The sequence below is a fragment of the Pseudomonas sp. PDM01 genome (assembly GCF_014852325.1).
Classification (GTDB): domain Bacteria; phylum Pseudomonadota; class Gammaproteobacteria; order Pseudomonadales; family Pseudomonadaceae; genus Aquipseudomonas; species Aquipseudomonas migulae.
In genome coordinates this window covers 476,119-498,919 of record NZ_JACVBK010000005.1, presented here as the reverse complement: position 1 = coordinate 498,919, position 22,801 = coordinate 476,119, and the positions used below count along the sequence as shown (strand labels likewise).

Genomic DNA, 22,801 nt, shown 5'->3' with positions numbered 1-22,801 from the left:
GCCGGCGATGGCGTCCTTGAGATCGCCATCGCCGGCAAGCCGGCTCCTACAAGGGCGGGTTGTCAGACAGTTGTGGGGGTTGCGGCCGTATGCCAGATCAACACGCGGGTCACGCGGTTGTCTTCGGTCTCCAGAATCTCCAGCCGATAACGCCCGATCTTCAGGCACACCGCGCTGTCCGGAATCGTCTCCAGCGCTTCGGTCACCAGCCCGTTAAGGGTTTTCGGGCCATCGCTGGGCAAATGCCAGCCGAGGCTTTTGTTCAGGTCGCGAATCGATGCCGCACCGTCGATCACCAGGCGTCCATCGGCCTGCGGATGGATGTGCGGGTTGTCCAGGCTGTGCTGGCTTTCGAATTCGCCGACGATTTCTTCGAGAATGTCTTCCAGCGTGACGATACCGAGTACTTCGCCATACTCGTCGACCACCATGCCCAGGCGCCGCTGCTGTTTGTGAAAGTTCAGCAGTTGCAGCTGCAACGGTGTGCTTTCCGGTACGAAATACGGGTCGTGACACGCGGCCAGCAACGCTTCGCGAGTGAGTTGGCCGTTGGGCAGCAGGTGGCGGATCTGTCGGGTGTTGAGCACCGCCTCGACCTGGTTGATGTCACTGTGGAACACCGGCAGGCGCGTGCGCCGGTTGGCCCGAAGCTGTTCGAGGATTTCTTCGATGGAGTCGTCGAGGTTGATCCCGTCGACATCGCTGCGCGGCACCAGAATGTCGTTGACCGTGATGTTGTCCAGCGCGTGGATGCCGGACACCGCGTGCGGACGGCAAACCGGTTGTTGGTCGTCGTGACGATCCTTCGGCGTCTCGTCCTCGCTCTGCTGCACCACTTTGGCCTTGCGGGCAAACGGCCGCATCAGCAACTGGCTGATGCCATTGAGCAGCCAGGCGGCCGGGTAGATGATTTTCAGCGGCGCGCGGAGCAAGGTGTTGCCCAGCGCCAGGACCGCGTCGGGATAGCGGACGGCCAGGGTGCGCGGCAGGTAGTCGGCAAACACCAGCAGAATCGCGCCGGCCCCCAGGCACGCGGCCCATGGACCGTTCTCGGCCCAAGTGAAAATCGCGAGCAAGGTGCTGATGACCACTACCAGCGCGCGGCACAGGGTGTTGCAGAGAATCAGGCTGTTGAGCGGAAAACTCAGCTTTGCCACCGGTTTGTCGCTTGCACGCGAGGCGGTGCGCTGGGCCAGCAAGTGCTGGTGTGCCGCTTCAATGGCGGTGAACAGCCCCGACCATAAAATCAGCAGGGCCACTACGGCGAGCATCGGCCCTATGGGCAAGTCGTCCATTTATGCCGCCCGTCAGATGTGCAGGATGTATTCACGGACCAGCTTGCTGCCGAAATACGCGAGCATCAACAGGCAGAAACCGGCGAGGGTCCAGCGAATGGCCTTGTGTCCGCGCCAGCCGAGGCGGTTGCGGCCCCAGAGCAGCACGCTGAAGACGATCCAGGCCAGGCACGCCAGTAAGGTTTTGTGCACCAGGTGCTGGGCGAACAGATTGTCGACGAACAGCCAGCCAGAGATCAGCGACAGCGACAGCAAGGTCCAGCCGGCCCACAGGAAACTGAACAGCAGGCTTTCCATGGTTTGCAGCGGCGGGAAGTTCTTGATCAGTCCGGACGGGTGCTTGTGCTTGAGCTGATGATCCTGAACCAGCAGCAGCAAGGCCTGGAACACCGCGATGGTGAACATGCCGTAAGCCAGGATCGACAACAGGATATGCGCGAGGATGCCCGGCTCTTCGTCGATGATCTGCACCGTGCCGGCCGGGGCGAACTGTGCCAGCAGCACGGTGGCGGCGCCCAGCGGCAACAGCAATATCAGCAGGTTTTCCACCGGGATCCGCGAGCAGGCCAGCAGCGTCAGGGCAATGACCGCTGCGGCGATCAGGCTGGCGGCGCTGAAAAAGTCCAGGCCCAGGCCAATCGGTGTCAGCAGGTGGGTGAACAGGCTGGCGCTGTGAGCCAGCACGGCGAGCACGCCGAGCGTGACCAGCAGGCGTTTGTTCGCCTTGGCGCCGGTGGCCAGGCGAGAGCCCTGATAAATGGTCGCAGCGGCATATAAGCAGGCGGCGGCGAGAGTGGTAAGCAAACTGGGTGACAAGGGGAGCATAAATCCTGTTAGGCAAGCCCGAAAGGCGCTGAGTTTGGCATAGAACCCACACACCACGAAAGTGCGAGGTGTCCGCCAGTCGCAGTCTTCGCTATAATCCGCGACCTGCCCACGCCGCAGGCTCGCCGAGCACATGTTGATTCCGGTCTGGGCCGCCATTATCCCGGTCTACACAGGGCCTGAAAGGATCGCGCAATGTTTGAAAACTTAACCGACCGTCTCTCGCAGACGCTGCGCCATGTCACCGGCAAGGCCAAACTGACCGAGGACAACATCAAAGACACCCTGCGCGAAGTGCGCATGGCGTTGCTCGAAGCCGACGTCGCCTTGCCGGTGGTGAAGGATTTCGTCAATTCGGTCAAGGAACGCGCCGTCGGCACCGAGGTGTCGCGTAGCCTGACGCCGGGCCAGGCCTTCGTGAAGATCGTCCAGGCCGAACTCGAAAGCCTGATGGGTGCGGCCAACGAAGACCTGAACCTGAGCGCCGTTCCGCCCGCCGTCGTATTGATGGCCGGTTTGCAGGGTGCCGGTAAAACCACCACCGCCGGTAAACTTGCGCGCTTCCTTAAAGAGCGCAAGAAGAAGTCGGTAATGGTCGTGTCCGCGGACGTTTACCGTCCTGCGGCGATCAAGCAGCTGGAAACCCTGGCCAACGACATCGGCGTGACGTTCTTCCCGTCCGACCTGAGCCAGAAGCCGGTCGACATCGCGCAAGCGGCTATAAAAGAAGCAAAGCTTAAGTTTATTGATGTGGTCATCGTCGATACCGCCGGTCGTCTGCACATCGACGAAGAGATGATGGGCGAGATCAAGGCGTTGCACGCCGCGATCAACCCGGTCGAAACGTTGTTCGTGGTCGACGCCATGACCGGCCAGGACGCCGCCAACACGGCCAAGGCCTTCGGCGATGCACTGCCGCTGACCGGTGTGATCCTGACCAAGGTCGACGGCGACGCCCGTGGCGGTGCCGCACTGTCCGTTCGTGCCATCACCGGCAAGCCGATCAAGTTCATCGGTATGGGCGAGAAGACCGAAGCCCTTGAGCCGTTCCACCCGGAGCGTATCGCTTCGCGGATCCTCGGCATGGGCGACGTGCTCAGCCTGATCGAACAGGCCGAAGCGACGCTCGACAAGGACAAGGCCGACAAGCTGGCCAAGAAGCTGAAGAAGGGCAAGGGCTTCGACCTCGAAGACTTCCGCGATCAGCTGCAACAGATGAAGAACATGGGCGGCCTCGGTGGCCTCATGGACAAACTGCCGAACATCGGCGGTGTGAACCTGGCGCAAATGGGCAATGCCCAGGGCGCGGCAGAGAAACAATTCAAGCAGATGGAAGCCATCATCAATTCCATGACCCCGGCCGAGCGCCGCGACCCTGAGCTGATCAGCGGTTCGCGCAAACGCCGGATCGCCATGGGTTCCGGCACTCAGGTGCAGGACATCGGTCGCTTGATCAAGCAGCACAAGCAGATGCAGAAGATGATGAAGAAATTCTCCGCGAAAGGCGGAATGGCCAAAATGATGCGCGGCATGGGCGGTATGTTGCCCGGCGGCGGCATGCCGAAAATGTAAAGAATTCGCGCAGGGGCTTGCTCTTGCGCAGCCCACACGGAAGTGGGATCTCCAGCAAACCCGCACTTGGCGGGAGCTGACTGGCCGTTTTCAACGACGGCTCTATAGCAAATCTGGATGGCGTCCGATAGGCCGCCGGAAAAAGACATTTGCAAAAGTCCGGATATTCCTTAGAATATGCGGCCTTTCGGGCACCTATGCCCGCTGTGCCTTTAGATTTGCAGCACCGACTACAGGAACGATGTTCACATGCTAACAATCCGTCTTGCCCTTGGCGGCTCCAAAAAGCGCCCGTTTTACCACTTGACCGTAACCGACAGCCGCAACCCGCGCGACGGTTCGCACAAGGAACAGGTTGGTTTCTTCAACCCTGTTGCTCGTGGTCAAGAAGTCCGTCTGTCCGTGAACCAAGAGCGCGTAGCCTACTGGCTGAGCGTTGGTGCACAACCTTCTGAGCGTGTTGCTCAGTTGTTGAAGGACGCTGCTAAGGCTGCGGCCTGAGCAATATGAACGCGACGCCAGCCATTGCTGATGATTTGATCGTTATCGGCAAGATTTATTCTGTTCATGGCGTTCGCGGCGAAGTGAAGGTGTATTCCTTTACTGATCCGACTGAAAACCTGTTGCAGTACAAAACCTGGACGCTCAAGCGCGAAGGCAATGTGAAACAGGTCGAGCTGGTCAGCGGACGCGGGAGCGACAAGTTCCTGGTCGCAAAGCTCAAGGGTCTTGATGATCGTGAAGAAGCTCGTCTTCTGGCTGGTTATGAGATCTGCGTGCCGCGCAACCTGTTCCCTGAATTGACCGACGGCGAGTACTACTGGTACCAGCTGGAAGGTCTGAAGGTTATTGATCACCTTGGGCAATTGCTCGGGAAAATCGATCATCTTCTGGAAACCGGCGCCAATGATGTAATGGTGGTCAAGCCTTGCGCTGGCAGCCTGGATGATCGCGAACGCCTGTTGCCCTATACGGAGCAATGCGTGTTGGCCGTCGACCTTGCCGCAGGCGAGATGAAGGTGGATTGGGACGCGGACTTCTAAGCGTGGCTAACTTGCGCGTAGAAGTGATCAGTTTGTTTCCCGAGATGTTCTCCGCCATCAGCGAGTACGGCATCACCAGTCGGGCGGTGAAACAGGGGCTCTTGCAGCTCACCTGTTGGAATCCGCGAGACTACACGACGGATCGACATCACACTGTGGACGATCGCCCATTTGGCGGTGGCCCGGGCATGGTGATGAAGATCAAGCCCCTGGAAGATGCTCTGGTTCAGGCCAAGGCAGCAGCCGGGGAGGCGGCGAAGGTGATTTACCTGTCCCCCCAAGGCCGTCAACTGACTCAGTCGGCGGTACGCGAGTTGGCGAATCTGGATGCATTGATCCTGATTGCCGGCCGCTATGAAGGCATTGACGAGCGTTTTATTGATGCTCATGTCGATGAAGAGTGGTCGATTGGCGACTATGTACTGTCTGGCGGCGAGCTGCCGGCGATGGTCCTGATCGATGCGGTTACACGACTGCTGCCTGGAGCTTTAGGGCATGCGGACTCCGCCGAGGAAGATTCCTTTACGGATGGTTTGCTGGATTGCCCGCACTACACCCGACCGGAGGTGTATGCGGATCAGCGTGTTCCCGACGTATTGCTAAGTGGCAATCACGCGCACATCCGGCGTTGGCGTTTACAGCAGTCCCTTGGTAGGACCTTTGAACGACGCGCCGATCTTCTGGAAAGCCGCTCGCTTTCTGGAGAAGAGAAGAAGCTGCTCGAGGAATACATCCGCGAGCGGGACGATAGTTAACAACGTATCGATGGTAAGTCCGTTGATTTACCTTAGGAGCACAGCATGACTAACAAAATCATCCTTGCACTCGAAGCAGAGCAGATGACCAAAGAGATCCCTACCTTTGCCCCGGGCGACACCATTGTCGTTCAGGTGAAAGTGAAGGAAGGCGACCGTTCGCGTCTGCAAGCGTTCGAAGGTGTTGTTATCGCCAAGCGTAACCGCGGCGTAAACAGTGCTTTCACCGTTCGTAAAATCTCCAACGGTGTTGGCGTAGAGCGTACTTTCCAGACCTACAGCCCGCAAATCGACAGCATGGCCGTTAAACGTCGCGGTGACGTACGTAAAGCCAAGCTGTACTACCTGCGTGACCTGTCCGGTAAAGCAGCTCGCATCAAGGAAAAACTGGCTTAAGTCCAGCTTCCGATGCAGAAAAAAGCAGCCTACGGGCTGCTTTTTTGTTGCCCGCCATTTATCCCGGAATTTCGTTTCAGGCTGTAGACCCATGACCGCTCGTGAGCAAGAAATCGAACGCCGCACCGAACTCTCGGTGAGCCGCGTGACCAAGGCTGTTTTCCCGTCGACCACCAACCACCACAACACCCTGTTCGGCGGCACTGCGCTGGCCTGGATGGATGAAGTGTCATTCATCACCGCCACCCGCTTTTGTCGGCTACCGCTGGTGACCGTTTCCACGGACCGCATCGACTTCAATCACGCAATCCCTGCCGGCTCCATCGTTGAACTGGTCGGGCGGGTGATCAAGGTCGGCAACACCAGTCTCAAGGTTGAGGTTGAAGTGTTTGTTGAAAGCATGAGCTGTGATGGTCGCGAGAAGGCGATTCATGGGCAGTTCAGCTTTGTGGCGATTGATGAAGACAAGCGGCCGGTGCCGGTGTTGCCTGGGTTTGCTGCCTGACGCGGGACCGAGGTGCGGCCTTCGCGGGCAAGCCTCGCTCCTACAAGGGTTCCTTACATACCTGTAGGAGCGAGGCTTGCCCGCGAATCGATCTATAAGGCGCCGCCGACCTGCGGTTGAATCAACGCCAACAACGTCCACCCCGCCGAAGGCTTCAACGGACTGTCCGGCGTCGCCACATGCACCCATCCGCTGTCATCGCGAGCGAACAGTAATGTCGCGCGTTCGCCATGCAGCGCCCGGTAATCCTCCCAGCCGAACCCCTCCGTCAGAGTTGTGCTGTACAGCTCGGCACCCTGGTGCAGCAGATTAGCCAGTTTGTTGTAGGTCAGTTCCTCATTGCCCAGCAAACGCCCGCGATGTTCATGGCTGGCGCGGTGCTTGTCAGTGCGGTGGCTTTCCTGACCACTGGCGAGACCAAACAGTCGCTGATGGCCGAAATCGTGTCGAAAACGCATCGACGCCAACGCATTCAATTCGCCGGACGGCGACAATGTCAGCAAATGCCCAAGCCCGACCAGATCCAGATGAGCATCGGCATGCTGCGACGCCGGGTTACCAAAGTACGTCGGCAAACCGTCCATGCGCGCCGCGCGAATATTCTCCCAGCTCGAATCCGTCAGCAGCACTCGACAGCCCAGCTGTTGCAGGGCTTTGCCCAAGGTACGTGCCGGGGCGTTGGCGCCGACGATCAGAAAGCCGCTGGGCGCCGGTTCGGCGACTTTCAGCAAGCGCGCCAATGGCCGGGCCGTGGCACTTTGCAGCACCACCGTGCCGATGATCACCGCAAACGTCAGAGGCACCAGCAGCAACGCGCCTTCGAGTCCGGCCTCATTCAGGCGAACGGCGAAAATCGCCGAAACCGCCGCCGCCACGATTCCGCGAGGTGCGATCCATGACAGCAGTGCCCGCTCGCGCCAGCTCAAACTCGAGCCTGCCGTGGAAAGCATGACGTTCAATGGCCGTGCAATGAACTGAATGATCAGCAGCAGAATCAGCACCAGCGGCCCGAGGCCGATCAAGGCGTTCAGATCGAGTCGCGCCGCCAGCAAAATGAACAGCCCGGAGATCAGCAGCACGCTGAGGTTCTCCTTGAAGTGCAGGATGTCCCGCACATCCACGTCCTTCATGTTGGCCAGCCAGATCCCCATCAAGGTCACGGCCAGCAAACCGGATTCGTGCATGACTTGATTGGCGGTAATGAAAATCCCCAGCACCGCCGCCAACGCCGCCAGGTTGTGCAGGTATTCCGGCAACCATTGGCGCCGAATGATCGTGCCGAGCACCCAGCCGCCGGCAATCCCGAATGCGGTGCCGCACAGAATCACTCCGCCGAAGGTCAGCAGGCTTTGGCTCAAGCCGTCATCTGACGTACGGGCGATGATGAAGCTGTAGACCACCACGGCGAGGAGGGCGCCGATCGGATCGATGACGATGCCTTCCCAGCGCAGGATGTTGGCAATCGAGGCTTTGGGGCGTACCACGCGCAGCATCGGTACGATGACCGTGGGCCCGGTGACCAGCGTCAGGCTGCCGAACAGTATCGCGAGCGACCAGTCGAAACCCAGCAGCCAATGCGTGGCGACAGCAATGACCACCCAGGTCGAGATCGCGCCAATCGTCACCAGCCGGCGTACGACGCTGCCGATTTCGCGCCACTCCGAGAGGTGCAGCGTCAGGCTGCCTTCAAACAGAATCAGCGCCACCGCCAGCGACACCAGTGGCATTAGCAATGGGCCGAACATTTCCTGTGGGTCGAGCCAGCCCAGGATCGGACCGACCAGAATCCCGCTCAGCAACAGAAACAGGATCGCCGGCAATTTCAGTCGCCACGCCAGCCACTGACACCCCAGTGCCGCCGCACCAATACCGCCAAAAGCCAACAGAATCTGTTGCTCGTTCATTGAGTCTTCCTGTTCCTTGAAGTAGCGGGCTATGAAAGACTAGCGGTGGTTTTTACTGTTCACCTTTTTTTCGCGCGCAGTCTCAAGACTGCATGTTTCGAGTGCCCATGCCTGCCATCGATCATCCACTGATAGACCAATTCCTCGACGCGTTATGGCTGGAGAAAGGCCTTTCCGACAACACTCGCGATGCCTATCGCAGTGACCTGGCCTTGTTCAATGGCTGGCTGCAGGAGAAGGGGCTGGAGTTGATCAACGCCGGTCGCGAGTTGATCCTCGATCACCTGGCCTGGCGCCTGGAACAGAACTACAAACCCCGCTCCACTGCGCGATTTCTCTCGGGTGTGCGTGGCTTTTATCGCTATCTGTTGCGGGAAAAGTTGATCGCGGTCGATCCGACGTTACGCGTCGATATGCCTCAACTTGGTAGGCCGTTGCCAAAATCCTTGTCGGAAGCCGATGTGGAAGCACTGCTGAAGGCGCCGGATCTGAGTGAAGCGATTGGCCAGCGTGACCGCGCCATGCTCGAAGTGCTGTACGCCTGCGGTTTGCGGGTGACGGAACTGATCAGCCTGACGCTGGAACAGGTCAACCTGCGCCAGGGCGTGCTGCGGGTGATGGGCAAGGGCAGCAAGGAGCGGCTGGTGCCGATGGGCGAGGAGGCGATTGTCTGGGTCGAGCGTTACATGCGCGACGCCCGTGGCGAGCTGCTCGGCGGGCGTCCCAGTGATGTGCTGTTTCCCAGTCAGCGTGGCGAGCAGATGACGCGCCAGACCTTCTGGCACCGGATCAAGCATCAGGCCAAGGTCGCCGGGATCGGCAAATCGCTGTCGCCGCACACTTTGCGCCATGCCTTCGCCACGCACCTGCTCAACCACGGCGCGGATTTGCGAGTGGTACAGATGCTGCTCGGCCATAGCGACCTGTCGACCACTCAGATCTACACCCATGTCGCCCGGGCACGCCTGCAGGACCTGCACGCCAAACACCACCCGCGCGGATGATCACATTCCCTGCTGCGCGATCCCTGTAGTAGCGAAGCTTGCTCGCGAAGGAGGTCCGGACAACACGTTCATCCAGACAGCACGCGTTATCGTTGACGTGCTTCGCGAGCAAGCTTCGCTCCTACAGGGATCGCGGTGTTGTCTTGTCACCCCACATTCGGCCACACAGCCCTTATGTGGTAGGCTTTGTCGGTTTGTACGATGGGCGGTTATGACCCGGTGTTTCGGCACGGGCGTTCTGGTCGTCCCATTTGTCCGCCTTCAGGAGTTCTCATGCGTCTGACCCAGATTTTCGCCGTCGCAGCCATTGCGTTGGTCAGCACCCTTGCCGTCGCCGATGACGCGGCCGATAAAGCCATTCGTAAAAGCCTGGAAACCCTCCAGCTCGAAGTGCCGGTAGAAAGCATTTCCGCCAGTCCGCTGCCGGGCCTGTATGAAGTCAAACTGCAGGGCAGCCGCGTGCTGTATGCCAGTGCCGACGGCCAATACGTGGTTCAGGGCTACATGTTTCAGCTCAAGGACGGCAAGCCGGTCAACCTGACCGAAAAAGCCGAACGCCTGGGCATTTCCAAGCTGGTCAACGCCATTCCTGTTGCGGAAACCGTGGTCTACCCGGCCATCGGCGAAACCAAATCGCACATCACCGTGTTTACCGACACCACCTGCCCGTACTGCCACAAGCTGCATGCCGAAGTGCCTGAGCTGAACAAGCGCGGCATCGAAGTGCGCTACGTCGCGTTCCCGCGCCAGGGCCTGGGCTCGCCGGGTGACGAACAGCTGCAAGCGGTCTGGTGCTCGAAAGACAAGAAAGCGGCCATGGACAAAATGGTCGACGGCAAGGAAATCAAGGCCGCCAAGTGCGATAACCCGGTTTCCAAACAGTTCGCCCTCGGTCAGTCCATTGGCGTGAACGGCACACCGGCCATCGTTTTGGCCGACGGTCAGGTCATTCCGGGCTACCAGCCTGCGCCACAAGTCGCCAAACTGGCGCTGGGCGCGAAGTAAATTCGCATCGTCACGGCCAGCCTTTGACGATCATGGTCCGGCGGCAACATTTGCCGGGCCATTAATAGAGAGCCGCGAGCATGCGGCTGTTTTCACGGCCGGCCTTGAGTCGGCCGTTTTATGGGGAGTTCACAGTGAAACCGGTCAAAGTAGGCATCTGTGGGTTAGGGACCGTCGGTGGCGGTACCTTCAACGTACTTCAGCGCAACGCCGAGGAAATTGCTCGTCGTGCCGGGCGTGGAATCGAAGTGGCACAAATTGCCATTCGCACGCCAAAGCCTCAGTTCCAAACGACCGGTATTGCGATTACCAACGATGTCTTCGAAGTGGCCACGAACCCTGAGATCGACATCGTTATAGAGCTGATGGGCGGCTACACCGTTGCCCGCGAGCTGGTACTCAAGGCCATCGAGAATGGCAAGCATGTGGTCACCGCGAACAAGGCGCTTATCGCCGTTCACGGCAATGAAATTTTCGCCAAGGCTCGCGAGAAGGGCGTGATCGTTGCGTTCGAAGCGGCCGTGGCCGGTGGCATTCCGGTGATCAAGGCGATCCGTGAAGGCCTGTCCGCCAACCGGATCAACTGGGTCGCCGGCATCATCAACGGCACCGGCAACTTCATCCTCACCGAGATGCGCGAGAAGGGTCGCACCTTCGAAGACGTTCTCGCCGAGGCGCAGGCCCTGGGTTACGCCGAAGCCGATCCGACCTTCGACGTTGAAGGCATCGACGCGGCCCACAAGCTGACGATCCTGGCCTCCATCGCGTTCGGCATTCCGCTGCAATTCGACAAGGCCTACACCGAAGGCATCACCAAGCTGACCACGGCTGACGTGAACTACGCCGAAGCGCTGGGCTATCGCATCAAGCACCTGGGCGTCGCTCGCAGCACGGCGGCTGGCATCGAGTTGCGCGTGCACCCGACGCTGATCCCGGCCGATCGCCTGATCGCCAACGTCAACGGCGTGATGAACGCAGTGATGGTCAACGGTGACGCAGCCGGTTCGACCCTGTTCTACGGTGCCGGTGCCGGCATGGAGCCGACCGCTTCGTCGGTGATCGCCGACCTGGTGGACGTGGTTCGCGCCATGACTTCCGATCCGGAAAACCGCGTGCCGCACCTGGCCTTCCAGCCGGATTCGCTGTCGGCGCATCCGATCCTGCCGATCGAAGCCTGCGAAAGCGCCTACTACCTGCGCATTCAGGCCAAGGACCATCCGGGCGTGCTGGCTCAGGTTGCGAGCATCCTGTCGGAGCGCGGCATCAACATCGAATCGATCATGCAGAAAGAAGTCGAAGAGCATGACGGCCTGGTGCCGATGATCCTGCTGACCCACCGTGTGCTGGAACAGCACATGAACGACGCGATTGCCGCCCTCGAAGCCCTCACGGGTGTGGTCGGTCCGGTTGTACGGATCCGCGTCGAGCACCTGAACTAAGCCGTTATCGTTCACCGGGCCTGCGTGCGGGCCCGGGTTTGCGAACACTGTCCATTGGAGTCAGTCATGCGTTATATCAGCACCCGCGGCCAGGCACCGGCCCTGAATTTCGAAGACGTCCTGCTGGCCGGTCTGGCCACTGACGGCGGTTTGTACGTCCCGGAAAACCTGCCACGTTTCACCCAGGAAGAAATCGCTTCCTGGGCCGGCCTGCCGTATCACGAGCTGGCCTTCCGGGTGATGCGCCCGTTCGTCACCGGCAGCATTCCCGACGCCGATTTCAAAAAGATTCTTGAAGAAACCTATGGCGTGTTCTCGCACAACGCCGTGGCACCGTTGCGTCAACTGAACGGCAATGAATGGGTGCTGGAGCTGTTCCACGGCCCGACCCTGGCGTTCAAGGACTTCGCCCTGCAACTGCTCGGTCGCCTGCTCGATTACGTGCTGGAAAAACGCGGTGAGCGCGTGGTGATCGTCGGCGCCACTTCCGGCGATACCGGTTCGGCCGCCATCGAAGGCTGCAAGCACTGCGAAAACGTCGACATCTTCATCCTGCACCCGCACAACCGCGTGTCTGAAGTGCAGCGTCGGCAGATGACCACGATCTTCGGCGAGAACATCCACAACATCGCTATCGAAGGCAACTTCGATGACTGCCAGGAAATGGTCAAGGCGAGCTTCGCCGACCAAAGCTTCCTCAAGGGCACGCGTCTGGTGGCGGTGAACTCGATCAACTGGGCGCGGATCATGGCCCAGATCGTCTACTACTTCCACGCAGCCCTGCAGCTGGGCGGCCCGGCGCGTTCGGTGTCGTTCTCGGTGCCAACCGGCAACTTCGGCGACATCTTCGCCGGTTACCTGGCGCGCAACATGGGCCTGCCGATCAATCAGTTGATCGTCGCCACCAACCGCAACGACATCCTGCACCGCTTTATGAGCGGCAATCAGTACGTCAAGGAAACCCTGCACGCCACGCTGTCGCCGTCGATGGACATCATGGTGTCGTCGAACTTCGAGCGTCTGCTGTTCGACCTGCACGGTCGCAACGGCGCTGCGATTGCCGGGTTGATGGATTCGTTCAAGCAGGGCGGCGGTTTCAGCGTTGAACAGGAGCGTTGGACCGAAGCACGCAAGCTGTTCGATTCGCTGGCTGTGGATGATGCGCAAACTTGCGAAACGATTGCTGAGGTTTACGAGCAGACGGGTGAGTTGCTGGATCCGCACACGGCTATCGGTGTGAAGGCTGCGCGTGAATGCCGTCGTAGTCTGGATATTCCGATGGTTATTCTCGGGACTGCGCACCCGGTCAAATTCCCGGATGCGGTTGAGAAGGCAGGCGTGGGTAAAGCGCTGGAGTTGCCTGTTCACCTTGCCGATCTGTTTGAGCGGGATGAGCGTTGCACGGTGTTGCCGAATGACCTTAAGGCTGTACAGGCGTTTGTCAGTCAGCATGGGAATCGTGGGAAGCCGTTGTAATCGGTTGGGGGGCATATCCGTTGCTGCGGTAATGGCGGCTATTGGTTTCGCCCTTACGGCGAGTCACTTTGGAAAAGCCCCAAAGTAACCAAAGGGCTCTTGCCCCTTTCGTTCGGTGCCTCGCTAAGGCTCGGCATGCCCTCGCTCCGGTCCTGCTCCGTGGGCCCGCCGCCATCGGCCATCCATGGCCGGGGGCGGCTAACCCGGCATCCATGCCGGGTTGCCCACTGCGCAGAACCTCCACTCGGCCTCTCGAGGGGGCGACCACCGCCACAGCCGCCGAGGCGGCCTGAAAGCCGACCTGGCTCTTCAGTTGTCCGTGTTGTCCTTTTTTGATGCGTTCACTCATTCCGCACCTGTGCCCCCCCTGTAGGAGCCGGCTTGCTGGCGATGGCGTCCCTCCAGCCAATACATACGTCGACTGACCCACCGCTATCGCCAGCAAGCCGGCTCCTACAATGGATTGGGTTCGCACGATTCAAAATTGTAGGAGCCAGCTTGCTGGCGATGGGCGTCAACGATAACGCGTGCTGTCTGAAAGAACGCGTCGCCCAGACGCTTTTCGCCAGCAAGCCGGCTCCTACAGGAAATCGCGTACGCTTTTGCTTCTCACCACTCATCAGGCCGAGCGTTAGCTCGCCTTCCGCTTTTGATCTGAGCGCCCCCTCGAGAGGCCGAGTGGAGGTTCTGCGCAGTGGGCAACCCGGCATGGATGCCGGGTTAGCCGCCCCCGGCCATGGATGGCCGATGGCGGCGGGCCCACGGAGCAGGACCGGAGCGAGGGTATGGCGAGCATTAGCGAGCCACCGAACGAAAGGGGCAAGAGCCCTTGGTTACTTGGGGCTCTTCCAAGTGACTCGCCGTAAGGGCGAAACCAATAGCCGCCCTCACCGAAGAAACGGATATTCACCCAATCCCAATCCCAACCAACCACCAAAACCCAAGCCATACACAAACCTGTCATCTACCCCATGCATGCTCTACCCACCAGAGACGCCGACGCGCCTGCACCTGGAATCCAGAACTTTCTTCTCGGGCCAATGGTCACTTAATGTGAACACGCCCCAGGCACTTTGTTTTCGGACTATTGAGTGGTGATCGAGATGGAAAGTATCAATCTATTGCTCGGTGAGGCTCTGAGCCCGTACCAGGTAACGTTGACCCCCTCGGGCGCCCACGGTGAATGCCTGGTGACACTGAAAAGCACGACCGGCGCCATCGTGGTCGAGCGGGAGTTCAATCAGGCCCAGTTGACCGACAAACGTCTGCTCACGGATGTGGTCGACGGCTTGCATCGCGATCTGATGATTGCCGAAGGACGCCTGGAACCCTGCGTTATCGCGGCATTGCGCAACGCTGCACAGGACAAGGTCGTGGCCAGCCGTAATTGAATTGTCTTTTGTGGGAACCTTCCTCGACCAAGGTCAGTCAGAGCATGTAACAGCAGGATCAAGCATTGTGCTCCGGTGCTTGTAGTCGTGCTGCCACTGGTCTCTTTGTAGACCACGTTTAACCCCGAGATGTCTCCCCACTTCTCGGGGTTTCTTTTTGCCCGCGATTTGTCATTCCAGCGCCTGTTGCTCGAAATACTTCCTGGATTCTTCCAGATAGGCGTCGCGACTTTCCGGGTCGAGCCACGCGGCGTACGCCTCGCTCAAGCGATCATGGGGCATTTTGCGCAGCAATTGATTGATCTCGACAATCGCCTGCCGGCCTTTGGGCGTGTCGGTGCAGCCGATGTAACCGGACAAGAATTTCTCGGCGCCGCGAATCGGGTAGAACTGCAATTCATCCTCGGCGATCCCTTGCTGTTGGGCCTGATAGCGGATTTCCGGGCGGTATCCCAACAGCAGCCGCAAGCGCCCCAGGCGTTGCATCTGCAACAGGCTGCCCAAGGCGTCGTTGCCGTAGTGCGGGGTCAGCGAGTCAGGTGGTGCCTGTTTGAGCAGCGCGTCGAGGTAATCACCGTAGTTACGCTCGGCGATAATGCCCAATTTCTCGCCGCCGCTCGCCAGGAAGGCCGCCAGGTCCAGTTCACCGTCCTGGATGAAGGGGGCAAGCGTCTCACGGTCAACGCGCCTTACGGCCACGCCGTTACTCATGGCCCGAAACACCGGAATCGAAAACGCGATCCAGCGTTCGCGTTCCTTGCTCCGGTTCAGCGCCGCATCGCAGGTAAGGGACGGCTCGTGGAGCATTTGCAAGGCGCGAGCACGGTTGACTCGCATCAAGGTGTGTTCGTATTGCGGCATGCCGGCGATCAACAGCGGCAACAGTTGGTCGATGACGCCCAGGCCCTTTTTCGGTCCTTCGAAAATCGTCAGCGGTGGCAGATCCCGCAACAGCCAGATCATGGTTTCCTTGGGCTGCGCCATCGCCGACGAGGTCGGACCGATGAGCAAGGCTGTCGCCGCGAGCGCGCACATCACCCTCCTGCCGTGCGACAGGCAGTCTGTGATGAGCAGCGAAAGCAGGCGTTTCAGCTTAGATGGCCCCGTCTTCACGCAGCTTTGCGATCTGTTCCTTGTCGTAGCCAAGATCGTTGAGTACCTGCGCATTGTGTTCGCCCAACTGCGGCCCGACCCATTGCGAACTGCCGGGTGTCTCTGAGAGTTTCGGCACAATTCCCGGCATCTTGAAATCTTTGCCGTCCGGCAGCTTAGCCTTCAGGAACATTTCCCGAGCCAGGTACTGCGGATCACTGAACATGTCTTCGGCGCTGAAGATCCGGCTGGCAGGGACGTCGGCCTGATTCAACTGCTCGATGACGGTGTCCAGCGGCAGCGCATTGACCCAGCGATCAATCACCCCATAAATCTCGTCGCGACGGCTGTCACGCCCGTCATTGCTGGCCAGCGCCGGGTCGTTGGCCAGGTCTTCACGGCCGATGATCAGCATGAATCGTTTGAAAATCGCATCGCCATTGGCGCCGATCTGCACATGTTTGCCGTCAGCACTGGTGTGGATCGAGGAGGGCGTGATGCCGGGCATGATGTTGCCGGTGCGTTCGCGAATGAAGCCGAACACGTCGAACTCCGGGACCATGCTTTCCATCATGGCGAAGATCGCTTCGTACAGCGCCACATCCACCACTTGGCCCAGGCCGCCATTGACCTCGCGATGACGCAAAGCCATCAGCGCACCGATCACGCCCCAGAGCGCCGCAATCGAGTCGCCGATGGAAATCCCGGTGCGTACCGGCGGTCGGTCCTCAAACCCGGTGATGTAGCGCAGGCCGCCCATGGATTCACCGACCGCACCAAAACCTGGTTGATCCTTCATCGGCCCGGTCTGGCCGAAACCCGAAAGGCGCACCATCACCAGTTTTGGATTCAGTGCGTGCAGGACGTCCCAGCCCAGACCGAGTTTTTCCAGCACGCCGGGGCGAAAATTCTCGATGAGGATGTCCGCTTCACTGAGCAGCTTTTTCAGGATTGCCAGGCCGTCCGGGTGTTTCAGGTTCAAGGTCAGGGACTTCTTGTTGCGTGCCTGAACGAACCACCACAGCGACGTGCCTTCATACAACTTGCGCCATTTGCGCAACGGATCACCACCGTCGGGGGATTCGATCTTGATGACGTCGGCACCGAATTCGCCGCAAATGCGCGAGGCAAACGGCCCGGCGATCAACGTGCCCAATTCGATGACTTTCAGACCTGAGAGGGGTTTGGCGGTGAACGGCATGCTGGATCCTGTAGGACAAAGGCTTGGCTGATAGAGCGTTTTAGCACAGCCCGCCGTCAGTCGCTCAAGGTTGATGGCCGCGAAGCCTGCCGCATCGGTTAGACTTGCCGCCTTTCCACGTATCAAGAAGCCCGTTCATGGCCCAGCCGTCCACGACCTACAAGTTTGAACTGAACCTTACCGACCTCGACCGCAGCGTTTACGAGACGGTGAAGCAGACCATCGCCCGTCACCCTTCGGAAACCGAAGAGCGCATGACCGTGCGGCTGCTGGCCTACGCCTTCTGGTACAACGAGCAGCTGTCGTTTGGCCGTGGTCTGTCAGACGTGGATGAACCCGCCCTGTGGGAAAAGAGCCTGGATGATCGCGTCCTGCACTGGATCGAAGTCGGTCAGCCAGACGCCGATCGCCTGACGTGGTGCTCGCGTCGCACCGAGCGCACCAGCCTGCTGGCCTATGGCAGCTTGCGCGTCTGGGAAACCAAAGTGATCCCGGCGATCAAGAACCTGAAAAACGTGCACATCGCTGCTGTGCCGCAGGAAGTCCTGGAAACCCTGGCCAAAGACATGCCGCGTGTTATCAAGTGGGACGTGATGATCAGCGAAGGGACGATTTTCGTCACCGACGATCGTGGTCAGCACGAAGTCCAGTTGCAGTGGCTGAGCGGCGAACGCGGCTGATTTTTCGCCACGTCATCCGGTTTTATCCTACGTATTCAAGAGAAGTACCTGTCACCCCATGCGCATCGAACCTCGCCTGTTGCCCGACACCCTGCCATTCCTCGGTGACCTGCCGCCGCTGCTGACCCGTCTGTACGCGGCGCGGGGCGTGGTTTCAGAGGCTGAACTGGACAAGAGCCTGGCGCGGCTGATTCCGTTCCAGCAGCTCAAGGGCATCGATGCAGCGGTGGATTTGCTGGTGACCGCGCTGGAGCAGCGTCAGCGGATTCTGATCGTCGGCGACTTCGACGCCGACGGCGCGACGGCCAGTACCGTGGGCATGTTGGGCTTGCGCCTGCTGGGCGCAGCTCACGTTGATTATCTGGTGCCGAACCGATTCGAGTATGGCTACGGCCTTACGCCCGAAATCGTTGAGGTGGCGCTGACCCGCACGCCGCAGCTGCTGATCACCGTGGACAACGGCATCTCCAGCGTTGAAGGCGTGGCCGCGGCGAAAAAGGCTGGCCTCAACGTGCTGGTCACCGACCACCACTTGCCGGGCGATGAATTGCCCCTGGCCGATGCCATCGTCAATCCCAACCAGCCAGGCTGCGGGTTTCCGAGCAAGGCACTCGCCGGCGTCGGGGTGATCTTCTACGTGCTGATGGCCCTGCGCGCGCGTCTGCGCAGCCTCGGCTGGTACGAGAGCAGGCCGCAGCCGAACATCGGCGAGTTGCTGGACCTGGTGGCCCTCGGCAGCGTCGCTGACGTGGTGCCACTGGACGCCAACAACCGGATTCTCGTCCACCAAGGCCTCGAGCGAATCCGCGCCGGACGTGCGCGGCCGGGGATCAAGGCGATCCTCGAAGTGGCGAAGCGTGATCATGCGCGCATCACGTCCACGGATCTTGGGTTCATTGTCGGCCCGCGCCTGAACGCGGCGGGGCGCCTGGATGACATGAGCCTGGGCATCGAATGCCTGCTCACCGAAGACGCCGGGCTCGCTCGGGAAATGGCTGTCCAGCTGGACGGCATGAACCAGGATCGCAAATCCATCGAGCAGGGCATGCAGCGCGAGGCGCTGGCCCAGCTCAAGGATTTGCCGGTGGAATCGATGCCGTTCGGCCTGTGCCTGTTCGATCCCGAGTGGCACCAGGGTGTCATCGGAATCCTCGCCTCGCGTATGAAAGAGCGCTATTTCCGTCCGACCATCGCCTTTGCCGATGCAGGCGATGGCATGCTCAAAGGCTCGGGGCGTTCGGTGCAGGGCTTCCATATTCGTGACGCCTTGAGCGTGGTGGCGGCTCAGCACCCAAATTTGATCAGCAAGTACGGTGGCCACGCCATGGCGGCAGGCTTGACCTTGCCGGAAGCGAATTTTCCGCTGTTCGCCGAAGCCTTTGACGCTGAAGTGCGTAGGCAATTGCGCGAAGAAGACCTGACCGGGCGACTGCTGTCGGACGGGACTTTAGCGGTCGAAGAATTTCACCTCGAACTGGCCCGTGCTTTGCGGCATGCCGGTCCTTGGGGGCAACACTTCCCGGAGCCGTTGTTCCATGGTGTGTTCCAGTTGGTCGAACAACGGGTTGTTGGCGAACGGCACCTCAAAGTGGTGCTGAGAAGTGAATGCGGTTCGGTGAAGCTGGACGGCATCGCGTTTGGAATCGACCGCGATATCTGGCCGAACCCGACCATCAAATGGGTGGAGCTGGCCTACAAACTCGACCTTAACGAGTTTCGCGGGAATGAGACGGTCCAGTTGATGATTGCCCACATAGAACCGCGTTGACCCCATTCGCGAGCAAGCCCGCTCCCACAGGATCTGCGCAGACCCTGTGGGAGCGGGCTTGCTCGCGAAGGCGATTTCCCTGACGCCAAATACCCTCGGAACCCTTCACCATCCCCCAATGTCGACTAGGCTCTAAGCACTGCTTGATTTTCCTTGTGACGTCTTGTCGAATTTTTTGCCCGCGGGGGCGGGTGCTGCACCTTTTTCCTGTCACTCGTCGACTTTCAAACAGAACCCTGGAGCCTGCCCACTGATTCGAGAGGTGCCCCATGAGTCTGCTGCTTGAACCCTATACCCTTCGCCAATTGACCCTGCTCAACCGCATCGCGGTGTCACCGATGTGCCAGTATTCGAGTGTCGATGGCCTGGCCAATGACTGGCACCTGGTCCATCTCGGTAGCCGTGCTGTCGGTGGGGCCGGTCTGGTTTTTACTGAAGCCACGGCAGTGACGGCCGATGGACGCATCACCGCCGAAGACCTCGGCTTGTGGAATGACGAACAGATCGAACCCCTGCAACGCATCACGCGTTTCATCGCCGCCCAAGGCGCTGTCGCCGGAATTCAACTGGCCCACGCCGGGCGCAAGGCCAGCACCCATCGGCCGTGGATCGGCAAGCACGGTAGCGTCAAACCTGAAGATGGCGGCTGGACGCCGGTCGGTCCTTCGCCCATTGCGTTCGACCCACAGCACACACCACCGAAGCAGCTGAATGAGAGTGAAATTGCCGAGGTCATCCAGGCGTTCGTTGATTCAGCGAAACGGGCGCTGATTGCCGGTTTCAAAGTCGTCGAGGTTCACGCGGCTCATGGTTACCTGTTGCATCAATTCCTATCGCCCTTGAGCAATCAGCGGCGCGATCAATACGGTAGTTCGTTCGAGAATCGAATTAGGCTGGTGCTGCAAGTCACCGAAGCGGTGCGTGCGGTGTGGCCTGAGGAGTTGCCGGTGTTCGTGCGGGTCTCGGCCACCGATTGGGTGGAAGACGGCTGGAATCCGGATGAAACCGTTGAACTGGCGCGTCGCCTCAAAGATTTGGGCGTGGACCTGATCGATGTGTCGTCGGGCGGCACGGCGGTCAACGCGGAAATTCCTACAGGCCCCGGTTATCAAACCCGCTTCGCCGAACGAGTACGCAAGGAGTCAGGCATCGCCACCGGCACCGTAGGAATGATCACCGAGCCGGCCCAGGCCGAGCACATTCTGCGCACCTGTCAGGCGGACATTATCTTCCTCGCCCGTGAGCTGCTGCGCGACCCGTACTGGCCATTGCATGCGGATGATGATTTGGGTGGACACAAGGCCATCTGGCCGGCGCAGTATCAACGCGCGACGCATCGGGATCAGCCGATTCATGAGTCGGATTTGCGTGACTGAGTAGCGTTGTGAAAACAAAAAGCCCCGATCGATGTGATCGGGGCTTTTGTGTTTTTGTGCAGGGATGTTTGTTGGCTGTCAGGCCATCTTCGCGGGCAAGCCTCGCTCCTACAAATTTATGTCGAGCCCATCATCCTCGTTCGACACTAACCTGTAGGAGCGAGCGGTGCGGCGATCCGACTTGCCCGCGAAAGGGCCCGCCCAGACAACCCTTCAAACTCAGGTGTACTTACGCTTCTCCGGCGCCGGCGGGAAATACTGATACAACCAGGTCTCGCTCAACGTCCGGTCATTGGTGCGAATAAACAACCGCAGCTCCACCGGGGCCACACTGTCATTGGTCGGGAACCAGTCAAAGGTAATCCGGTAGCCCTTGATGTCATCCAGCACCAGCACGTTGAAATCCTTGACCTGGCCGTTGGAGCACGTCACTACCGGTTCAATGCCCGTACCTTGCGGCAAGCGATCCAGCCCGCCGCCGGTGAAGTCCACCGCAAACCGGCGCGCCCAGACTGGCGGGTAATGCTCGCCCGGCGCCCAACCTTCAGTGAAGCCGCCCATGCCCGAACGGGTTGCGTTGACCCGCGCCAGCGGCGTGCCGACCGGCGGCAAAGCGCTCCAGTACAGCTTGTAGCCGTAGTTCAGGGAATCACCGGCAGCGACCGGTTTCTTCGGAGTCCAGAACGCGACGATGTTATCCAGGGTTTCGCCGGTTGTAGGAATTTCCAACAGATCGATAGAGCCTTCGCCCCACGCGGTTGTAGGTTCTACCCACAGGCTCGGCCGCTTGCTGTACCAGTCGACGGTGTCCTGATAACTGGCGAACTCGTGGTCGGTCTGCACCAGGCCGAAACCTTTCGGGTCGGTGTCGGCGAAGGCATTGAATTGCAGGGTCGCCGGGTTGTTCAGCGGACGGCAGATCCACTCGCCGTTGCCACGCCACATCGCCAGGCGATCCGAATCGTGGATCTGCGGGTGGATGGTGTCGCACATGCGCCGCTCGTGGGTGCCGCAGCTGAACATGCTGGTCATCGGTGCGATGCCCAGTTGTTCGATGGCGGTACGCGCATTGATATGGGCGTCGACGGCCATGACGACCTGACTGGCCTGGCAATCGATATCGAAACGGTAGGCACCGGTCGCACTCGGCGAGTCCAGCAGGGCGTAGACCACGAAACGGGTGCTGTCCTTGTCCGGGGTTTCGAACCAGAACTTGGTGAAGTCGGGGAATTCTTCGCGCTTCTTGGCGTAGGTATCGACCGCCAGACCGCGCGCCGACAGACCGTATTGGCCAGTGGCGTCTACCGCACGGAAATAACTGGCGCCGAGGAAAGACAGCACGTCGTGCCGGTCCAGTTCCGGGGCCTTGAACAGCTTGAACCCGGAGAAACCCAGATCGCCCGTGAGCTGCTTGGTATCGACCGTGGTGTTTTCATAGTTGAACAGCGAAGGGCGGAAATGCACCTCCCGCGCCTGACGCGTCTTGGGGTCGACGCTGTACATGCGCACCGGCTGCTTGAAACCCATGCCGACGTGGAAAAACTGCACGTCCAGCTGGCCTTTCAGATCCTTCCAAAGGGAATGATTGCCGTCGTAGCGGATCGCGTTGAAATTTTGTGGGGTCATGGTCGCCAGGGTCGGCGGCAGCACCTGCTTGGTGTCCTGATAGCGGTTGCCGGCAAGTTGCTTGGCCTGGATTTTCAGGGCTTCGAAATCGAACGCCTGAGCCTCGCCGTCAGCTGTGCCATTACCGGCCCAGGCCCGCGCAGCCAACAGGCCGGAGGCAGACAAACCGGTGTAGGCAGCGATGGCCATGGACGCTTTGAGCAAATTCCTGCGGTGCATAAGTACAACCTGTCGTGAACAATCCCGCGCCGTTCCTGGCACGTGCTGGATCAGAAATGGAGGTTCGGACATGCCTTCGGCCAAACGCAACGGACTTTAAACAGATGCCAAATAGCTTAAACCGTTCGGTGGCAGAGCAAAAATGATTGATGGCGTGGCAGTGGCACCGCTATGAAACAAGACATTTCCGGTAAACGTTTCCCACAGAGATTTCTGATTTATGCGGCAT

General features: G+C 59.8%; 20 protein-coding genes. 14 read left to right on the top strand and 6 right to left on the bottom strand.

Annotation, left to right across the window (positions count from 1 at the left end):
• Positions 1-62: 62 nt before the first annotated feature.
• A complete protein-coding gene (locus tag IB246_RS16030; protein ID WP_008042380.1) occupies positions 63-1,295 on the bottom strand; it encodes an HlyC/CorC family transporter in 1,233 nt (410 codons plus the stop codon).
• A gap of 12 nt (positions 1,296-1,307) precedes the next feature.
• On the bottom strand, positions 1,308-2,120 hold the full coding sequence (locus tag IB246_RS16025; protein ID WP_032828592.1) for an inner membrane protein YpjD: 813 nt from the start codon (positions 2,118-2,120) through the stop codon (positions 1,308-1,310).
• A gap of 195 nt (positions 2,121-2,315) precedes the next feature.
• Here IB246_RS16025 and ffh point away from each other — a divergent pair, with 195 nt between their 5' ends.
• The 6 genes from ffh to IB246_RS15995 all read left to right on the top strand — a co-directional run bounded on the left by ffh (position 2,316) and on the right by IB246_RS15995 (position 6,391).
• A complete protein-coding gene (gene ffh / locus IB246_RS16020; protein ID WP_008042378.1) occupies positions 2,316-3,692 on the top strand; it encodes a signal recognition particle protein in 1,377 nt (458 codons plus the stop codon).
• Between the two features lie 249 nt (positions 3,693-3,941).
• Positions 3,942-4,193 carry a 30S ribosomal protein S16 gene (gene rpsP / locus IB246_RS16015; protein WP_007944872.1) on the top strand — a complete coding sequence of 84 codons (252 nt, stop codon included), beginning with the start codon at positions 3,942-3,944 and terminating at the stop codon, positions 4,191-4,193.
• 5 nt (positions 4,194-4,198) lie between these two features.
• On the top strand, positions 4,199-4,735 hold the full coding sequence (rimM, locus tag IB246_RS16010; protein ID WP_008025598.1) for a ribosome maturation factor RimM: 537 nt from the start codon (positions 4,199-4,201) through the stop codon (positions 4,733-4,735).
• Positions 4,736-4,737: 2 nt separating this feature from the next.
• Positions 4,738-5,490: a tRNA (guanosine(37)-N1)-methyltransferase TrmD gene (trmD, locus tag IB246_RS16005; protein WP_007897583.1), complete on the top strand. Its 753-nt coding sequence runs from the start codon at positions 4,738-4,740 to the stop codon at positions 5,488-5,490.
• 45 nt (positions 5,491-5,535) lie between these two features.
• Positions 5,536-5,886, top strand: coding sequence for a 50S ribosomal protein L19 (rplS, locus tag IB246_RS16000; protein WP_003175895.1), 351 nt, complete (start codon positions 5,536-5,538; stop codon positions 5,884-5,886).
• A gap of 91 nt (positions 5,887-5,977) precedes the next feature.
• On the top strand, positions 5,978-6,391 hold the full coding sequence (locus tag IB246_RS15995; RefSeq protein ID WP_008025600.1) for an acyl-CoA thioesterase: 414 nt from the start codon (positions 5,978-5,980) through the stop codon (positions 6,389-6,391).
• Positions 6,392-6,483: 92 nt separating this feature from the next.
• Here the strand turns inward: IB246_RS15995 and IB246_RS15990 are convergent, their stop codons facing one another.
• Positions 6,484-8,295 (bottom strand): cation:proton antiporter, encoded by a 1,812-nt coding sequence (locus IB246_RS15990; protein ID WP_008042374.1) that lies wholly within the window; start codon positions 8,293-8,295, stop codon positions 6,484-6,486.
• Positions 8,296-8,402: 107 nt separating this feature from the next.
• Between IB246_RS15990 and xerD the strand changes: the two genes are divergently transcribed.
• The 5 genes from xerD (at position 8,403) to IB246_RS15965 (ending at position 14,610) form a co-directional block, all read left to right on the top strand.
• The gene (gene xerD / locus IB246_RS15985; protein WP_008025604.1) at positions 8,403-9,299 is read left to right on the top strand and encodes a site-specific tyrosine recombinase XerD; all 897 of its coding nucleotides are present in this window, start codon (positions 8,403-8,405) and stop codon (positions 9,297-9,299) included.
• Between the two features lie 273 nt (positions 9,300-9,572).
• A complete protein-coding gene (gene dsbC, locus IB246_RS15980; protein ID WP_008042372.1) occupies positions 9,573-10,304 on the top strand; it encodes a bifunctional protein-disulfide isomerase/oxidoreductase DsbC in 732 nt (243 codons plus the stop codon).
• Between the two features lie 134 nt (positions 10,305-10,438).
• Positions 10,439-11,743, top strand: a complete 1,305-nt coding sequence (locus IB246_RS15975; RefSeq protein ID WP_032828598.1) for a homoserine dehydrogenase — start codon at positions 10,439-10,441, stop codon at positions 11,741-11,743.
• Positions 11,744-11,809: 66 nt separating this feature from the next.
• The gene (thrC, locus tag IB246_RS15970; protein ID WP_008025609.1) at positions 11,810-13,219 is read left to right on the top strand and encodes a threonine synthase; all 1,410 of its coding nucleotides are present in this window, start codon (positions 11,810-11,812) and stop codon (positions 13,217-13,219) included.
• A 1,103-nt stretch (positions 13,220-14,322) separates the two neighbouring features.
• Positions 14,323-14,610 carry a DUF3509 domain-containing protein gene (locus IB246_RS15965; RefSeq protein WP_008042363.1) on the top strand — a complete coding sequence of 96 codons (288 nt, stop codon included), beginning with the start codon at positions 14,323-14,325 and terminating at the stop codon, positions 14,608-14,610.
• 171 nt (positions 14,611-14,781) lie between these two features.
• Here the strand turns inward: IB246_RS15965 and IB246_RS15960 are convergent, their stop codons facing one another.
• Together IB246_RS15960 and IB246_RS15955 are read right to left on the bottom strand one after the other, a co-directional pair.
• Complete coding sequence (locus IB246_RS15960) at positions 14,782-15,645, bottom strand: TIGR02285 family protein (protein ID WP_008042362.1); 864 nt, start codon at positions 15,643-15,645, stop codon at positions 14,782-14,784.
• A gap of 58 nt (positions 15,646-15,703) precedes the next feature.
• Complete coding sequence (locus IB246_RS15955) at positions 15,704-16,903, bottom strand: CaiB/BaiF CoA transferase family protein (protein WP_008042361.1); 1,200 nt, start codon at positions 16,901-16,903, stop codon at positions 15,704-15,706.
• A gap of 137 nt (positions 16,904-17,040) precedes the next feature.
• On the opposite strand from IB246_RS15955, the gene IB246_RS15950 reads away from it, so the two are divergent.
• From IB246_RS15950 to IB246_RS15940, 3 genes are all read left to right on the top strand, one after another.
• Positions 17,041-17,583 carry a YaeQ family protein gene (locus IB246_RS15950; RefSeq protein WP_007944886.1) on the top strand — a complete coding sequence of 181 codons (543 nt, stop codon included), beginning with the start codon at positions 17,041-17,043 and terminating at the stop codon, positions 17,581-17,583.
• A gap of 58 nt (positions 17,584-17,641) precedes the next feature.
• Positions 17,642-19,351 (top strand): single-stranded-DNA-specific exonuclease RecJ, encoded by a 1,710-nt coding sequence (gene recJ, locus IB246_RS15945; protein WP_008042360.1) that lies wholly within the window; start codon positions 17,642-17,644, stop codon positions 19,349-19,351.
• A 269-nt stretch (positions 19,352-19,620) separates the two neighbouring features.
• Positions 19,621-20,727 (top strand): NADH:flavin oxidoreductase/NADH oxidase, encoded by a 1,107-nt coding sequence (locus IB246_RS15940; protein WP_008029680.1) that lies wholly within the window; start codon positions 19,621-19,623, stop codon positions 20,725-20,727.
• Between the two features lie 219 nt (positions 20,728-20,946).
• Here IB246_RS15940 and IB246_RS15935 read toward each other — a convergent pair whose 3' ends face one another.
• Positions 20,947-22,572: a glucan biosynthesis protein D gene (locus IB246_RS15935; RefSeq protein WP_008029682.1), complete on the bottom strand. Its 1,626-nt coding sequence runs from the start codon at positions 22,570-22,572 to the stop codon at positions 20,947-20,949.
• Positions 22,573-22,801 lie beyond the last annotated feature (229 nt).

Excerpts from the sequence above, each read along its gene's own strand:
- ffh (WP_008042378.1), top strand. The coding sequence starts at position 2,316 with ATGTTTGAAAACTTAACCGACCGTCTCTCGCAGACGCTGCGCCATGTC.
- IB246_RS16025 (WP_032828592.1), bottom strand. The coding sequence starts at position 2,120 with ATGCTCCCCTTGTCACCCAGTTTGCTTACCACTCTCGCCGCCGCCTGC.
- IB246_RS15935 (WP_008029682.1), bottom strand. The coding sequence starts at position 22,572 with ATGCACCGCAGGAATTTGCTCAAAGCGTCCATGGCCATCGCTGCCTAC.
- rplS (WP_003175895.1), top strand. The coding sequence starts at position 5,536 with ATGACTAACAAAATCATCCTTGCACTCGAAGCAGAGCAGATGACCAAA.
- IB246_RS15965 (WP_008042363.1), top strand. The coding sequence starts at position 14,323 with ATGGAAAGTATCAATCTATTGCTCGGTGAGGCTCTGAGCCCGTACCAG.
- rimM (WP_008025598.1), top strand. The coding sequence starts at position 4,199 with ATGAACGCGACGCCAGCCATTGCTGATGATTTGATCGTTATCGGCAAG.
- IB246_RS15960 (WP_008042362.1), bottom strand. The coding sequence starts at position 15,645 with ATGTGCGCGCTCGCGGCGACAGCCTTGCTCATCGGTCCGACCTCGTCG.
- IB246_RS15950 (WP_007944886.1), top strand. The coding sequence starts at position 17,041 with ATGGCCCAGCCGTCCACGACCTACAAGTTTGAACTGAACCTTACCGAC.
- rpsP (WP_007944872.1), top strand. The coding sequence starts at position 3,942 with ATGCTAACAATCCGTCTTGCCCTTGGCGGCTCCAAAAAGCGCCCGTTT.
- xerD (WP_008025604.1), top strand. The coding sequence starts at position 8,403 with ATGCCTGCCATCGATCATCCACTGATAGACCAATTCCTCGACGCGTTA.
- IB246_RS15940 (WP_008029680.1), top strand. The coding sequence starts at position 19,621 with ATGAGTCTGCTGCTTGAACCCTATACCCTTCGCCAATTGACCCTGCTC.
- IB246_RS15990 (WP_008042374.1), bottom strand. The coding sequence starts at position 8,295 with ATGAACGAGCAACAGATTCTGTTGGCTTTTGGCGGTATTGGTGCGGCG.
- dsbC (WP_008042372.1), top strand. The coding sequence starts at position 9,573 with ATGCGTCTGACCCAGATTTTCGCCGTCGCAGCCATTGCGTTGGTCAGC.
- thrC (WP_008025609.1), top strand. The coding sequence starts at position 11,810 with ATGCGTTATATCAGCACCCGCGGCCAGGCACCGGCCCTGAATTTCGAA.
- IB246_RS15995 (WP_008025600.1), top strand. The coding sequence starts at position 5,978 with ATGACCGCTCGTGAGCAAGAAATCGAACGCCGCACCGAACTCTCGGTG.
- IB246_RS16030 (WP_008042380.1), bottom strand. The coding sequence starts at position 1,295 with ATGGACGACTTGCCCATAGGGCCGATGCTCGCCGTAGTGGCCCTGCTG.
- IB246_RS15955 (WP_008042361.1), bottom strand. The coding sequence starts at position 16,903 with ATGCCGTTCACCGCCAAACCCCTCTCAGGTCTGAAAGTCATCGAATTG.
- recJ (WP_008042360.1), top strand. The coding sequence starts at position 17,642 with ATGCGCATCGAACCTCGCCTGTTGCCCGACACCCTGCCATTCCTCGGT.